Source organism: Pseudomonas hormoni, assembly GCF_018502625.1.
In the GTDB taxonomy this organism is placed as follows: Bacteria; Pseudomonadota; Gammaproteobacteria; order Pseudomonadales; family Pseudomonadaceae; genus Aquipseudomonas; species Aquipseudomonas hormoni.
On the sequence record NZ_CP075566.1, the window covers coordinates 4,145,061 to 4,159,283 of the forward strand.

Here is a 14,223-nt window from a genome sequence, read left to right on the forward strand (position 1 = left end):
TTGCAGTGTTCTGGAGGGCCTCATCGCGAGCAGGCTCGCCCCCACAGGGATTTGTGGTGCTACATAGATCCATTGGGAGCGAGCCTGCTCGCGATGAGGCCAGAACAGACAACAAAGATCTCAGCGCTTCTCCTGATTCCTCGGCCAACTCAGGCTAAAGCACGCCCCGCCCAAACTCTTGCTCTTGCTGATCAACGCCCGCCCGTCATGCCAATGGATAATCCGCCGCACGATCGACAAGCCCAACCCATGCCCGCCCGACGCGCGGGTTCTGCTGTCATCCAGTCGCAGGAACGGCGTAAAGATTTTCTCCCACGCCGATTCGGGAACGCCTGGCCCGTCGTCTTCTATATCGACCCGACACCGCTGCTGCCCCACCTGATAACTCACGGTCACCCGCGATTGAGCATGGCGCATGGCGTTGCTCACCAGGTTCTGAATCGCCCGGTGTAAATAGCGAGGCTCGGCTTCGACCCAGGCGTCATCGCAATCGGCCGCCGACAGGCACAAACCGCGCTGCACCGTGACGTCGGCGCGCAGTGGCGCCAACTCTTCGATCACCTGATTGACCAGCGCATCCAGATCGATGCGCTGGAAATTCAGCGCCGGCGAACCCTGCTCCAGCCTCGCGTAGGTGAGCATCTCGTCCACCAGCCGGTCGAGATCCTCGATGTCGTGGTCCATGCCTTCGCAATATTTCTCCAAGGCCTGGGGCGTAGTGGCCGAGCCGATCATCTCCAGGCCAAAACGCAGGCGCGCTACCGGCGTACGCAATTCGTGAGACACGGCGCGCACCAGTTCACGCTGGATCGCCAGCAACTGTTGCAGGTGCTCGGCCATGCCGTTGAACGCCGCCGCCAGGCGCCCGACCGAATCCGCGCCGCGTGCCGGCACGCGGGTTTCCAGGCTGCCTTTGGCGATGCGCGTGGCGGCCGCTTCGAGGCCACGCAAACGGCGCTCCAGTTGCCGCACCAGTAAATAGACGATCAAACCGATCAGGCTCAAACCGAGGGCCGCGATCAGCACCAGCCATTCCGGCGGGTAAGGATTCATCTGGTACAGCGGACCGATTTCCAGCACCCACGGCGTACCGACCATGCCGGCAAATACCCGGATCGAGTCGCCCTCCTTGCCCAGCGCCATTACCGTATCGCCTTCGGCCACGCGGCGGCTCTGGTCTTCATCCATGTCAGCCTCATCGACCGTGACCAGCCGCAGATCGAAACCGAAGCCCTTCTCTTCCTTTATCTGCGCCAGGCGCTTGGGCTGGTCGGCCACTGGCACGCGCACCAGTTCATCGGCGAGCAAGTAAATGGTCGCCCGGGCCAGTTGCTCGCTGATCTGCTGCACCTCGCCGGTGAGCACCAACTGTTCCTTGTCGCTGACCAGTCGATACACCTTCGCCGCATGCGGACCGGTTTGCTCCACCAGTGCCTGGCCGCGCAGCACACGGGTGCGCTGGGTCAGGTCGAGGTCGGTCTGGGCGAAAGTTTTCAGCGCCAGCGGAATCCCGAGCAAACGTTCCCACACCAGCAAAGCGCGGTGACGCTGGGTTTCGTTCATCGGTTGCAGGTTGTCGGCCATCAGCGAGAACGTGCCGTGGGCCAGGCGCTCGCGGTACTGCTCGCTGCGCACCTGGTTAAGCATGTGCAAGGCCAGCACGCCGAGCACCGCCACCAGAATCAACGCCGCGCACATGCCGCCATAGATGCGTAGGAAAATCGAATTCACAGTGAGGGATCTACGCAGGCTTCAGGCACGAACAGATAACCTTTGCTGCGAATGGTCTTGATCAGACGCGGATGGTCCGGGTCGTCGCCGATCTTCGGCCGGATGCGCGAAATGCGCACGTCGATGGAACGGTCCTGGCCGTCATAGCCAATGCCGCGCAACGCGGTGAAGATCTCTTCGCGAGACAAAATGCGCCCGGCGTTGGCCACCAGCAGCCACAGCAGATCAAACTCGGCGCTGGTCAATTCGATGCCGTTGTCATGCAGCCAGGCTTCACGCAGCGCGTTGTCGACCACCAGCGGGCCGAATTGCAGACGCCGTTGTTTTTCCGGGACCGGCTCAGGTGTTTCACTGCGTCGCAACAGCGCCTGAATGCGCGCCAGCAGCAAGCGCGGGCGCAGCGGCTTGCACACGTAGTCGTCGGCGCCCAGGTCGAGACCGAGAATCTGATCGGTGTCGTCGGTGCGGGCGGTGAGCATCAGGATCGGGCCGTCGAACTTGTCGCGGACCTTGCGGCAAATGCTCAGGCCATCTTCGCCCGGCAGCATCAGGTCGAGAATCACCAGGTCCGGTTTCTCCTTGATGATGCGGGCTGCGGCCAAGGCGCCATTGCCCTCGATCGACACGCGCAGGCCGTTGGCTTCCAGGTAATCGCGGGTCAGTTCGGCCAGACGCTGGTCGTCTTCCACAATCAATACCTGCCAGGCTTCTTGCTCCACGGTGACCTCTGCTTGCCAACAACACTTATTAAGGAAGGATCCGCCCGTCTTTTTGTAATGATTGGGGAGGATAAGAAATGTGTATGCACCGGCCGATTGTATAAACGCCACTCGTCCAGAACACAAGCCGGCAAATGCGTTCGGACACGCCGGTTTTTTGTGATAGGGTTCGCGCCCTTAAAAATCCGGATGACTGTTTTCAGTCGCTGAAAATCAGTGAAAAACGGTCCGCTCCAGCTAGGTCGCGGCCTACACGCCGGTTCCATCTTTCACACACAATTTACGCACAGGTTTATCCACAGGCAGTACGTTGCAACACCCTCCAAAACGCATTATCTTGTACCCCGGCGCCAAAAAAACCCTACATGTAGGGTTTTACGCCAAAAACCAAACACAAATCGGTCACCGATTTCAAGCGCTTTTATTGCCTCTGTCCGGTTGAACCAAACGTATTTTCGAAAGACCAAACCGCGCGTGCGGATGGCTACTGTTTTTGAGCCGGGAACGGCGTTAACGGTACGGGTGTTGCAGTCAATTACTGTCACCCAAAAAGGATTCCGGTGTCAGGCTCAAGGCCTGGGACCAAAGACTTCGGCATGGAAGCGGCGCCCCAATAGCCCCCTTCCTGATCTGTCCCGAAGTTGGTATGCCCGGCCCCGCCGGTTGTAGTGCTTCAGGACAGAACGGTGGGCACCATGATGGTGCCCAAACAAACATAGAGAATGTGGAGACAACCCCCCATGCAAACCGACACAACTCGCGAGAACCCGCAGGGCACCTTGCCGCAGGCCGCTGATTCGAATTCGGATCTGTCCGCCACCGCGCCTGGCCAGCTGCGCGTGATCAAGCGTAACGGCACTGTCGTTCCTTACACCGATGACAAAATCACCGTCGCGATCACCAAAGCGTTTCTCGCAGTTGAGGGCGGCACCGCTGCCGCTTCGTCGCGAATCCATGACACCGTTGCCCGTCTGACCGAACAGGTCACCGCGACCTTCAAGCGTCGCATGCCGTCGGGCGGCACCATCCACATCGAAGAAATCCAGGACCAGGTCGAACTGGCCCTGATGCGTGCCGGCGAGCAGAAAGTGGCTCGCGACTACGTGATCTACCGTGACGGTCGTTCGAAACAACGCGCCGCCCACGCCCCGGCAGAAGAAGCGGTCAACGCTCACCCGTCGATCCGCATCACCCGCGCCGATGGCACCTTTGCGCCTCTGGACATGGGTCGCCTGAACACCATCGTCACTGAAGCGTGCGAAGGCCTGGAAGAAGTCGACGGCGACCTGATCCAGCGCGAAACCCTGAAAAACCTGTACGACGGCGTGGCCCTGACCGACGTCAACACCGCATTGGTGATGACCGCCCGTACACTGGTTGAACGTGAGCCGAACTACTCGTTCGTGACCGCCCGCCTGCTGATGGACACCCTGCGCGCCGAAGGCCTGGGCTTCCTTGGCGTCGCCGACAGCGCGACCCACCACGAAATGGTCGACCTGTACGCCAAGGCGCTGCCTGCGTACATCGCCAAGGGTATCGAATTCGAATTGCTGAACCCGGTCCTGGCCACCTTTGACCTGGAAAAACTCGGCAAGGCGATCAACCACGAGCGCGATCAGCAGTTCACCTACCTCGGTCTGCAAACCCTGTACGACCGTTACTTCATCCACAAGGACGGTATCCGCTTCGAACTGCCGCAAATCTTCTTCATGCGCGTGGCCATGGGCCTGGCGATCGAAGAGAAGCAGAAAGAAGACCGTGCGATCGAGTTCTACAACCTGTTGTCGTCCTTCGACTACATGTCCTCGACCCCGACCCTGTTTAACGCCGGCACCCTGCGTCCACAGCTGTCGAGCTGCTACCTGACCACCGTGCCGGATGACCTGTCGGGCATTTACCACGCGATCCACGACAACGCCATGTTGTCGAAATTCGCCGGTGGCCTGGGCAACGACTGGACGCCGGTTCGTGCGCTGGGTTCGTACATCAAGGGCACCAACGGCAAATCCCAGGGCGTCGTGCCGTTCCTGAAAGTGGTGAACGACACCGCCGTCGCCGTCAACCAGGGTGGCAAGCGCAAAGGCGCTGTCTGTGCCTACCTGGAAACCTGGCACATGGACATCGAAGAGTTCATCGAGCTGCGCAAGAACACCGGTGATGATCGTCGTCGTACCCACGACATGAACACCGCCAACTGGATCCCTGACCTGTTCATGAAGCGCGTCTTCGATGACGGCAAGTGGACCCTGTTCTCGCCGTCCGAAGTACCGGACCTGCACGACCTGACCGGCAAGGCCTTCGAAGAGCGCTACGAGTACTACGAAGCCCTGACCGAGTACCCGGGCAAGGTCAAGCTGTTCAAGACCATCCAGGCCAAAGACCTGTGGCGCAAAATGCTGTCCATGCTGTTTGAAACCGGCCACCCATGGCTGACCTTCAAAGACCCGTGCAACCTGCGGAGCCCGCAGCAGCACGTCGGCGTGGTCCACAGCTCGAACCTGTGCACCGAGATCACCTTGAACACCAACAAGGACGAGATCGCCGTTTGCAACCTGGGCTCGATCAACCTGCCGAACCACATCGTCAACGGCAAGCTGGACACCGCCAAGCTGGAACGCACCGTGAACACCGCTGTTCGCATGCTCGATAACGTGATCGACATCAACTACTACTCGGTGCCACAAGCGAAGAACTCCAACTTCAAGCACCGTCCGGTCGGCCTGGGCATCATGGGCTTCCAGGACGCTTTGTACCTGCAGCACATTCCTTACGGTTCCGACGCTGCCGTCGAGTTCGCCGACAAGTCGATGGAAGCGGTCAGCTACTACGCGATCCAGGCCTCCTGCGACCTGGCCGACGAGCGCGGCGCCTACGAGACGTTCCAGGGTTCGCTGTGGTCCAAAGGCATCCTGCCGCTGGATTCGCAACAGATCCTGATCGAGCAGCGTGGCCAGAAGTACATCGACGTTGACCTGAACGAATCCCTGGACTGGGCACCGGTTCGCGCCCGTGTACAGAAAGGCATTCGTAACTCCAACATCATGGCCATCGCACCGACCGCGACCATCGCCAACATCACTGGCGTATCGCAGTCGATCGAACCGACCTACCAGAACCTCTACGTGAAATCGAACCTGTCGGGCGAATTCACCGTGATCAACCCGTACCTGGTTCGCGACCTGAAGGCTCGCGGTCTGTGGGACGCGGTCATGATCAACGACCTGAAGTACTACGACGGTTCGGTGCAGCAGATCGAGCGTATCCCGCAAGAACTCAAAGAGCTCTACGCGACTGCGTTCGAAGTGGACACCAAGTGGATCGTCGACGCGGCCAGCCGTCGTCAGAAGTGGATCGACCAGGCTCAGTCGCTGAACCTGTACATCGCTGGCGCTTCGGGCAAGAAGCTGGACGTGACCTACCGCATGGCCTGGTACCGTGGCCTGAAAACCACTTACTACCTCCGTGCCCTGGCCGCGACCAGCACCGAGAAGTCGACCATCAACACCGGCAAGCTGAACGCTGTTTCCAGCGGCGGCAACCACGGTGAAGATTCGGTCCTGGCTGCTCCTGCCGGCCCTGCTCCAGTGCCGAAGGCTTGCGCCATCGACGAGCCGGATTGCGAAGCTTGCCAATAAGCTGAGCCGGTAAGCGCCGCGAGGCGCTTACTCGACAACCCCCGATCGGTCCTCTGGATTGGTCGGGGGTTTTCTTTTGCCTCGAGGAATGTGGTGACTGGTCTGACGCCTTCGCGGGCAAGCCTCGCTCCTACAGGATTGCGCTGATCATCTGGACGACGCATATCCTGTAGGAGCGAGGCTTGCCCGCGAAAGGGCCGGCACAAACAACCCAAGCCCCAGAGAAAAATCCCGACCATAAAAAAACCCCTCTTGCGAGGGGTTCTTTGTGCAGCAATCAGCCAACCAACATCAGGTCATCTGAATGATGGTCTGCATGATGGTGCTTTGAGTCGAGATGGTCTTGGCGTTCGCCTGGTAGTTGCTCTGCGCCTTGATCAGGTCGACCAGTTCGCTGGTCAGGTTGACGTTGGACTCTTCCAGAGAGTTGGAGTGGATCTCGCCCAAGGTACCGGTGTTCGGCGCATCGTAGCCCGGGATACCCGACGCGTAGGTTTCTTTCCAGCTGGTGCCGCCTACAGGCTGCAGACCTTGCTCGTTAGTGAAGCTGGCGAGCGAAATCTGGCCGATGGCCTTGGTCTGGCTGTTGCTGAAGTTGGCCAGCATGATACCGCTGGTGTCGATGGTCAGGTTGGTGATCTGGCCCGTGGCGTAACCGTTCTGCGCAGGAATCGAACGCGCGGTGTCGGCGTTGTACTGTGTGGTTTTGGCCATGGAGATGGTCACACCGCCCGGGTCGGCGGCGGCGCCGTTGGCTGCCCACACACCGTTGGTCACGGTGCCGGGAATCCAGCCAGTGACCTTCAGGTCAGGGCTGACGATAGGCAATGGAACGGCCGGAGTGGTCACCGAAACCAGATTGCCCGAGGTGTCGAACACCATCGTCGAGGCGACCGGCGGGTTCGCCGGAATCGCGGTAGGACTAGGGTCGGTGCCATTCGGGTTGCGACCATCGATCAGGGTGTAGGTTTTCCAGGTGTTCGCACCAGTCTTGACCATGAATTGATCCATGATGTGCTGGTTACCCTGAGTATCGTAAATCGGGGTGCTGAACTGCTTGGTGAAGGACCCTTGCTTGCTCGGGTCGAACGGGTTGGCAACCTGGTTGATATCCAATTCCGTGGATTTCAGGTTGATCGTCGACGAAACCGTGGTGGTGGTTTTCGGCGCCAGGTTCGACGTGTCAATGCGCAGGTCAGTCAAAACGCCATTGAGGATCTTGCCATTGGCATCCACGCCATAACCCTGCAGACGCGCAGAGCCATCGCTATTGGTGACGTAACCGTCCTTGTCGACCTTGAAGGTACCGGCACGGGTGTAGGACAGCGAGCCATTGTCGTTCAGCACGAAGAAGCCGGATCCGTTGATGCCCATGTCCAGCACGTTGCCGGTGTTGTTGACGTCACCCTGGGTGAACTGCTGGGAAACGTTGGCCAGGCGCACGCCGTTACCGACGACTTTGCTGCCGGAACCCAGCTTGGTGGCCGAGTAAACGTCTTCGAATTCCGCACGGGACGATTTGAAACCGGTGGTCGCGACGTTGGCGATGTTGTTGCCGGTCACGTCCAGTTGTTTGTTGGCTGCATAGAGACCGCTAAGGCCGATATTGAAAGACATATTCCACTCCTTTGTGCCGTGTTAGTCGGCTCTACATACCAATGGTTTGTACTTTGGACAGGGCAATGCTGCCCAGCCCGGCGAGGTTGAGCATCAACTCACCGCCGGTCTGGCTGATGGTCACGCTGTTGACGGTTGCCGGCAGGTACGTCACCAGCGAGGTCGCCTTGCCGTCGTAGGTCGCAGTAGCACCAAAGGTATAGGTACCCGCCTTGGCCACCTCGCCTGCATCGTTCTTGCCATCCCAGATGAAACTGGAAGTACCGGCTTTCTGGCTGCCCAGGTCGATGGTGCGGACAACCTTGCCATCGGCATCAGTGATCTTGACCTTGACCGGGTCCACCGACGCCGGTACGGCAATGGTGCCGTTGAAACTCTTGGAGGTATCGACCACGGCCTTGTCGCCCGGGGCAATGACCGAACGCCCGACCAGCGACGAAGCCTGCAAGGCCTGGGACGAGTTGTAGTTGCTGGCCAGGCCACTCACGGTGGTGTTGAGCGTGGTGATGCCTTCCAGGCTGCTGAACTGCGCCAACTGGGCAACGAACTCGCCGTTGTCCTGTGGCTCCAGCGGGTTCTGGTTCTTCAGCTGTGTCACCAGCAGTTGCATGAACGCGTCTTTGCCCAGGGCCTTTTTGCCGGTGGCGCTGTTCGTCGCGGACGCCAGGCCATCGGCACTGGTGCTGGTCTTGATCGAAGAGTTGGCCAGGATGTCTTTGAGGCTAAGGCCGCTGGTGGTATCGGTAACACTCATCTGAGTCGCCCCTTATCACTGACCGAGGGTCAGGACCTTCTGCATCATGGTTTTGGCGGTGTTCATCATTTCGGCGTTGGTCTGGAACGAACGACTCGCGGAAATCATGTCGGCCATTTCTTCCACCACGTTGACGTTCGGGTAGTAGACGTAGCCCTTGGCATCGGCCGCCGGATGGTTCGGTTCGTAGCGGGCTTCCAGATTGCTCTGGTCTTCCACAACGCCCAGCACTTGCACGCCCTGGCCTGCAGCGTCCTGGTTCTGGAACAGCGAATCGCTGCCGCCGCTCTGGCCACCCTGGAACATGGTGGCGAACACCGGGTGACGGGCGCGGTAGGTCTGGTCGATGCTCGACGAGACGGTTTCGGCGTTGGCGATGTTCGAGGCAACGGTGTTCAAGCGCGTGGTTTGCGCACTCATGCCGCTACCGGCAATGTTGAAAACACTGGCTAGAGACATGACTTACTCTCCACGCAGGGCTGAAATCAACCCTTTGAATTTGCTGTTGAGCAGGGTGAAGCTGGCCTGGAAGTTGACCGCGTTTTCCGCGTAGTTCGACTGTTCCAGCTGAGCGTCCACGGTGTTCTGGTCGATCGACGGTTGCATCGGCGTGCGATACAGCAGCGACTCGTCGCCATTGCCCAGGCCTTCGGCTTCGATATGACGGTTGTTGGTCATGTTCAAGGCAAAGGTGCCGTTCTTGGTTTTCTCGCTCTGCTCGGCGAGCACTTTCGAGAAGTCCAGATCCCGAGCCTTGTAGTTCGGGGTGTCGGCGTTGGCGATGTTGTTGGCCAGGACTTCGGCACGCTGAGCGCGGAAGCCCAGGGCTTGTTCGTGGATACCGAGCGCTTTATCGAAGCTGATGCTCATGTCGGGAAACCTTCGGGTGACCTGATTTTTCGTACGATGAACATAGCAAGCGGCGTGCCAATTCAAAAAACCCCATAAACCGGGGCTTTGCGGGCAGGGGCAAGGCGGCAATGCCAGAAAAGCGGCAACGGGTTTCCGCCGTCTGCCGCTTTTCTGCCGCTTTCTCACGGGCAACACCGATCAACTGTAGGAGCGAGGCTTGCCCGCGAAGGCGGTGTGTCTGACGGCATCATCATTGCCTGACCCACCGCCTTCGCGGGCAAGCCTCGCTCCTACAGGAGTTGCGGCGCTCGTGGGAAATCATCAAGCATAAAAAAACGGGAGCCTCTGAGGACTCCCGTTTTCTGATGCCGCCGATCAATCACTTCGCCTGGTAAATAATCCCCGGGCTGCACTGGACCATCTGGTAATGGTCCGGCAAACCGTTCAGCGCTTCGGACGCGCCGAGGAACAGATAACCGCCCGGCTTCAGCGTGCTGTGGATGCGCAACAGAATGTCCTTCTTCACCTCGGCGGAGAAGTAGATCAGTACGTTGCGGCAGAACACGATGTCGAACTTGCCGAGACTCGCGTAGCTGTCCAGCAGGTTGAACGAGCGAAACTCCACCCGGCTCTTGATCGGCGCCTTGATCGCCCAGCGTCCCGGCCCTTTCGGGTCGAAGTAACGCTGCAGGCGCTCGGGCGACAGACCGCGACCGATGGCCAGGCTGTCGTACTCGCCGGTCTTGCAGTTGGTCAGCATGGTGCCGGACAAATCAGTGGCGACGATCTGCACGCCCATCTTCAACTGGCCCATGTTGACCCGCTCGAACTCGTCGATGGACATCGACAGCGAATACGGTTCCTGCCCCGACGAGCACGCCGCCGACCAGATCCGCAGACGCTGGCCGGGAGCTGCCTTGATTGCTTCGGGCAGTACCTTGTTCTTCAAGACTTCAAACGGATAGGTGTCACGAAACCACAGGGTTTCGTTGGTCGTCATGGCATCGACCACCATCTCGCGCAAACCGCTGCGAGGCTGGGTCTGAATGCGCTGGACCAGCTCACCCAGGGACTTGATGCCTTGCTGTTCCATCAGTTTGTTGAGACGGCTCGAGACCAGGTACTGCTTGTTTTCACCGAGCAAAATGCCACAGGCTTTTTCCAGGAAGACCCGGAACTGTTCGAAATCCAAATTACCCGTAGACAAAGATGCCGCCTCTTAAATCGTATTAACCACCAAGGGCAGAAGGCCCCTAGCTGATGTCTGCTGCTTTGATCCGGTCAACTACCCGGGATGCCAGGTCATCAGGACGGAACTTGGCCAGGAAGTCATCGGCACCGACTTTCTTGACCATCGCCTGATTGAACACACCCGACAACGAAGTATGCAGGATGATATGAAGCTTTTGCATGCGAGGGTCGTTGCGGATCTCGGCCGTCAGGGTGTACCCGTCCATCTCCGGCATCTCGATGTCGGAAATCATCATCAGGAACTCTTCTTCCGGCTTCTTGCCCTCGTCGACCAGCTTGCGCAGGTAATCCAGCGCTTGCCGTCCGTCGTTCAACGCCACCACTTCGACACCGACCGTCTGCAGGCAACGCGTGACCTGCTTGCGCGCCACCGACGAGTCATCGACCGTCAGCACCCGCAGCGACAGCGCCTTGTGCTGGGTCTCGACATCGACCACACCGACGGAAATCGCTTCCGGTGTCGGCGCCACTTCTGCCAGGACCTTCTCGACGTCGATGATTTCGACTAACTGATTGTCGACCCGAGTCACAGCCGTCAGGTAATGATCGCGTCCGGTGCCCTTGGGAGGCGGATGAATCTCCTCCCAGTTCATGTTGACGATGCGTTCCACCGAGCGCACCAGGAAACCCTGGGTCTTGGTGTTGTATTCCGTGATGATCACGAAGGGATTGCTTTGATCTTTCAGCGCCCCGGAACCGGTCGCCATTGCCAGATCAAGGATCGGAATGGTCGCCCCCCGGATATTTGCCACACCGCACACGACAGGACTGGACTTGGGCATCAAGGTCAGCTTGGGGCATTGCAGCACCTCGCGAACCTTGAACACGTTGATCCCGTACAGCTGCTGGCCGTCGAGACGGAACAACAACAGCTCCAGGCGATTCTGCCCTACCAGTTGCGTGCGCTGGTTTACCGAATCCATTACACCAGCCATGCCCAGACTCCTACACCAACGCTAAGTGTGTTGCGACGCACATTCATCACTAAACGGCACGGCGCTTGCTTTTTAACTCTTATGAACACAGAACCGACATTTTTCCGACGCCTGACATCACCCTTCCGCAGACTGCTCTGGGCGATGTCGGCCGTTTGCCTGTTCAACGCTGGCAGCCCTGCCCTTGCTGACGCGGTTACCTTGCCTGACATGCTTATCGGCGTCACCCAGGGCTTTCTTGAATTCACCGTAGAAGACTATCTGGCGACCAGTCAAACGGAAGGTCGCTACGAAATCCAGGTCAACCAGCTCGATCCGCGACTGCGCATGCCCATGTGCGACAAGGAATTGACAGCCAGCCTCGAGAGCCCGGCCAAGCCATTGGGCCGGGTCACGGTCAAGGTTCGCTGCGAGGGAACCTCCCCCTGGACGGTGTTCGTACCCGCTCAAGTCCGCCTGTTTCGCGACGTCGTGACCACCACCCGCCCCCTGCGCCGCGCCGACATTGTCGAGCCCGCTGACGTGCTCCTGCGCGAACGTGATATCAGCCTGATCAACCAGGGTTACCTGACGACCCTCGAACAGGCGATCGGCCAGCGACTTACCCGACCAATGGTCGCCGATCAGGTGATTACCCTCGTTCACCTCGAACAGGCGGAAGTCATTCGCAAGGGTGATCAGGTGGTCATTACCGCCCACAGTGGTACGCTCAGCGTGCGAATGCCCGGCGAAGCGCTGTCCAACGGCGGTATGAGCGAGCAGATTCGCGTGAAAAACCTCAACTCCAAGCGGGTCATCAAGGCGCAAGTCACTGCGCCGGGCCAGGTGGAAGTGTCTATGTAGGCACCCTTTCCTGAAGAAGTGGCGTTGCCCGAGGCTGTTCCCTAAACTGTGCCGCATGCAGAAGAAGTGCTGGCGCATGCAGGCTCATTGATAAATGGGTCTAAAGTTTTCACAGGGAGAGCCGAAAACATGGCAAGCGTCCAAATACTCAGAGGTTTTTTACCATGGTCATCGATTTCAGCCGTTTGAACAGCTCCTCGTCACTTACGGGCAGTACACGTACCAGCGTTGCCAAGGAAACTGCCGAAGCCGGCAAATCCGCGCCGCTGAATACCCCGGCCGAACAGGCCAGTACCGTCAAAAGCGGGGAATCGGTACACCTCAGCAATGAGGCTCAACAGTTGCAACAGGTCACTGACAAGCTGCGCGATCAGCCTGCCGTCGACAAAGCCCGCGTGGCCGAGTTGAAAGCAGCGATTGCCGATGGCAGCTACAAAGTCGACAGCAACCGTGTAGCCAGCAAACTGCTCAACTTCGAAGCCCAGCGCTAGGCCACGGCCCGCGCCAGGCTTTTGGACGCTTAAAACCCAAGGCCAGCCATGCACGACACTAACTTACTGCAACTGATCACCGACGACTTTGCTCCAGCGCAACACTTGCTGGAGTTACTGCAAACCGAGTCTATCGCCTTGCACGGTCGTGACATGCCACTGCTCGAAGATATTCTGGCGCAGAAACAGGCATTGATCATTCTGCTCGAACAGCATGGCCGCAAGCGCAGTGAAATCCTCGCCAGCCTCAATCTGCCGGTCAATCGCAACGGTCTGGAGCAACTGGCCAGCCATTCGAGCATCGGCGAAGAGTTGCTGGCGCAGAGCGATGTGCTGACCGACCTTCTGGCTCAATGCCAGGCGGCGAACGTCAATAATGGCCAGTCGATCCTGGTCCAGCAGGCCGCCACGGCCAACCAGCTGAAAATCCTTACCGGCGGCGAACCGCCTGCCCTTTATGATGCCCGCGGATCAACCGCCAAGCTTGCGAAGCCACGCCCGCTCAGTCAGGCTTGAGCCTTCAAATGACCACGCCCTATCAAGACTCGCAACATGCTGGCAATATGCTAGCCAGCCGTAGTCATATTTGTCTGGAGATTGATGAACCGTGTCCAATGCCTTAACCGCGGAAGATGCCCCGCAGCCACCCAAGGTGCTTACCACGCCTTTGGAAATCTCCGGCAACCTGCGCCAACTGCAAGAAAGCCATGATCCGCTGATCATCACGTTCCATGAGCGCACTCAGCGCTTCCAGAGCTATCTGGTGGACGTGGACCGCGAAGGCCGCACCATCGCGCTCGACGAAATGATCCCGCGTGACGGCGAACGCTTCCTGCTGGCCGGCGAACCGTTCAAGGTCGAAGGCTTTCACGAAGGCGTGCGCATCGCCTGGGAAAGCAACGGTCAACTGACCATCGACGAATCCGGTGACAGTCGCTGCTATCGCGGCCCGCTGCCGGATGAAGTGGTGTATCACCAGCGCCGCAATGCCTTTCGCGCCGCATTGAAATTGGCGCAATTGGTCAACGTCGAGCTGGACGGTGAAAAGCTCAAGGCGCCGATCAACGGCAAGCTGCTGGACATTTCCGCCACCGGCTGCAAGTTGCGCTTCGAAGGCGACATTACCGGCAGCCTGCAACTGGGCCAGGTCTACGACCGTTTCGCCGCCGCCCTGCCCTTCGGCAAAATGACGGCACCGGTCGAACTGCGCTACCTGCACTTCGAAGAAAAAATCTCCACCACCTTCGCCGGCATCCGCTTTCACAACATGAGCGGCTTGGTGCAGCGTCAGGTCGAGCGCTTCGTCTATCAGCTTCAGCGCGAAGCGCGACGCTTCGACAAAGACGACCTGTAATAGCGCTTCAATAAAAAACGGGCAGTCCCTTGCGGTGACTG

Annotated in this window: 13 protein-coding genes; 5 read left to right on the forward strand and 8 right to left on the reverse strand. The window is 59.0% G+C overall.

The annotated features are described in order from the left end of the window. Positions 1-120 precede the first annotated feature (120 nt). Together KJF94_RS19310 and KJF94_RS19315 are read right to left on the reverse strand one after the other, a co-directional pair. On the reverse strand, positions 121-1,731 hold the full coding sequence (locus tag KJF94_RS19310) for an ATP-binding protein (protein ID WP_214377960.1): 1,611 nt from the start codon (positions 1,729-1,731) through the stop codon (positions 121-123). Then, complete coding sequence (locus KJF94_RS19315; RefSeq protein ID WP_214377961.1) at positions 1,728-2,450, reverse strand: response regulator; 723 nt, start codon at positions 2,448-2,450, stop codon at positions 1,728-1,730. The genes KJF94_RS19310 and KJF94_RS19315 overlap by 4 nt, the downstream gene beginning before the upstream one ends. Positions 2,451-3,190: 740 nt before the next feature. On the opposite strand from KJF94_RS19315, the gene KJF94_RS19320 reads away from it, so the two are divergent. Continuing rightward, the gene (locus KJF94_RS19320; RefSeq protein WP_214377963.1) at positions 3,191-6,085 is read left to right on the forward strand and encodes a ribonucleoside-diphosphate reductase subunit alpha; all 2,895 of its coding nucleotides are present in this window, start codon (positions 3,191-3,193) and stop codon (positions 6,083-6,085) included. Between the two features lie 291 nt (positions 6,086-6,376). Here KJF94_RS19320 and flgE read toward each other — a convergent pair whose 3' ends face one another. The 6 genes from flgE to KJF94_RS19350 all read right to left on the reverse strand — a co-directional run bounded on the left by flgE (position 6,377) and on the right by KJF94_RS19350 (position 11,494). Beyond that, complete coding sequence (gene flgE / locus KJF94_RS19325; protein WP_214377965.1) at positions 6,377-7,702, reverse strand: flagellar hook protein FlgE; 1,326 nt, start codon at positions 7,700-7,702, stop codon at positions 6,377-6,379. A gap of 31 nt (positions 7,703-7,733) precedes the next feature. Beyond that, positions 7,734-8,456, reverse strand: a complete 723-nt coding sequence (flgD, locus tag KJF94_RS19330; protein ID WP_214377967.1) for a flagellar hook assembly protein FlgD — start codon at positions 8,454-8,456, stop codon at positions 7,734-7,736. Positions 8,457-8,471: 15 nt separating this feature from the next. After that, positions 8,472-8,915 (reverse strand): flagellar basal body rod protein FlgC, encoded by a 444-nt coding sequence (gene flgC / locus KJF94_RS19335; RefSeq protein WP_046046514.1) that lies wholly within the window; start codon positions 8,913-8,915, stop codon positions 8,472-8,474. A gap of 3 nt (positions 8,916-8,918) precedes the next feature. Beyond that, positions 8,919-9,326: a flagellar basal body rod protein FlgB gene (flgB, locus tag KJF94_RS19340; protein WP_017340199.1), complete on the reverse strand. Its 408-nt coding sequence runs from the start codon at positions 9,324-9,326 to the stop codon at positions 8,919-8,921. A 361-nt stretch (positions 9,327-9,687) separates the two neighbouring features. Continuing rightward, the gene (gene cheR, locus KJF94_RS19345) at positions 9,688-10,515 is read right to left on the reverse strand and encodes a protein-glutamate O-methyltransferase CheR (protein WP_150633335.1); all 828 of its coding nucleotides are present in this window, start codon (positions 10,513-10,515) and stop codon (positions 9,688-9,690) included. 46 nt (positions 10,516-10,561) lie between these two features. After that, on the reverse strand, positions 10,562-11,494 hold the full coding sequence (locus KJF94_RS19350; RefSeq protein WP_010457160.1) for a chemotaxis protein CheV: 933 nt from the start codon (positions 11,492-11,494) through the stop codon (positions 10,562-10,564). Positions 11,495-11,575: 81 nt separating this feature from the next. On the opposite strand from KJF94_RS19350, the gene flgA reads away from it, so the two are divergent. From flgA to KJF94_RS19370, 4 genes are all read left to right on the forward strand, one after another. Beyond that, the gene (flgA, locus tag KJF94_RS19355; RefSeq protein ID WP_214377969.1) at positions 11,576-12,337 is read left to right on the forward strand and encodes a flagellar basal body P-ring formation chaperone FlgA; all 762 of its coding nucleotides are present in this window, start codon (positions 11,576-11,578) and stop codon (positions 12,335-12,337) included. Positions 12,338-12,501: 164 nt separating this feature from the next. Next, positions 12,502-12,828: a flagellar biosynthesis anti-sigma factor FlgM gene (gene flgM, locus KJF94_RS19360; RefSeq protein ID WP_017340202.1), complete on the forward strand. Its 327-nt coding sequence runs from the start codon at positions 12,502-12,504 to the stop codon at positions 12,826-12,828. Positions 12,829-12,876: 48 nt separating this feature from the next. Next, positions 12,877-13,344 carry a flagella synthesis protein FlgN gene (locus tag KJF94_RS19365; protein WP_214377971.1) on the forward strand — a complete coding sequence of 156 codons (468 nt, stop codon included), beginning with the start codon at positions 12,877-12,879 and terminating at the stop codon, positions 13,342-13,344. A gap of 91 nt (positions 13,345-13,435) precedes the next feature. After that, positions 13,436-14,182: a flagellar brake protein gene (locus tag KJF94_RS19370; protein ID WP_214377973.1), complete on the forward strand. Its 747-nt coding sequence runs from the start codon at positions 13,436-13,438 to the stop codon at positions 14,180-14,182. The last annotated feature ends 41 nt before the right edge of the window (positions 14,183-14,223 follow it).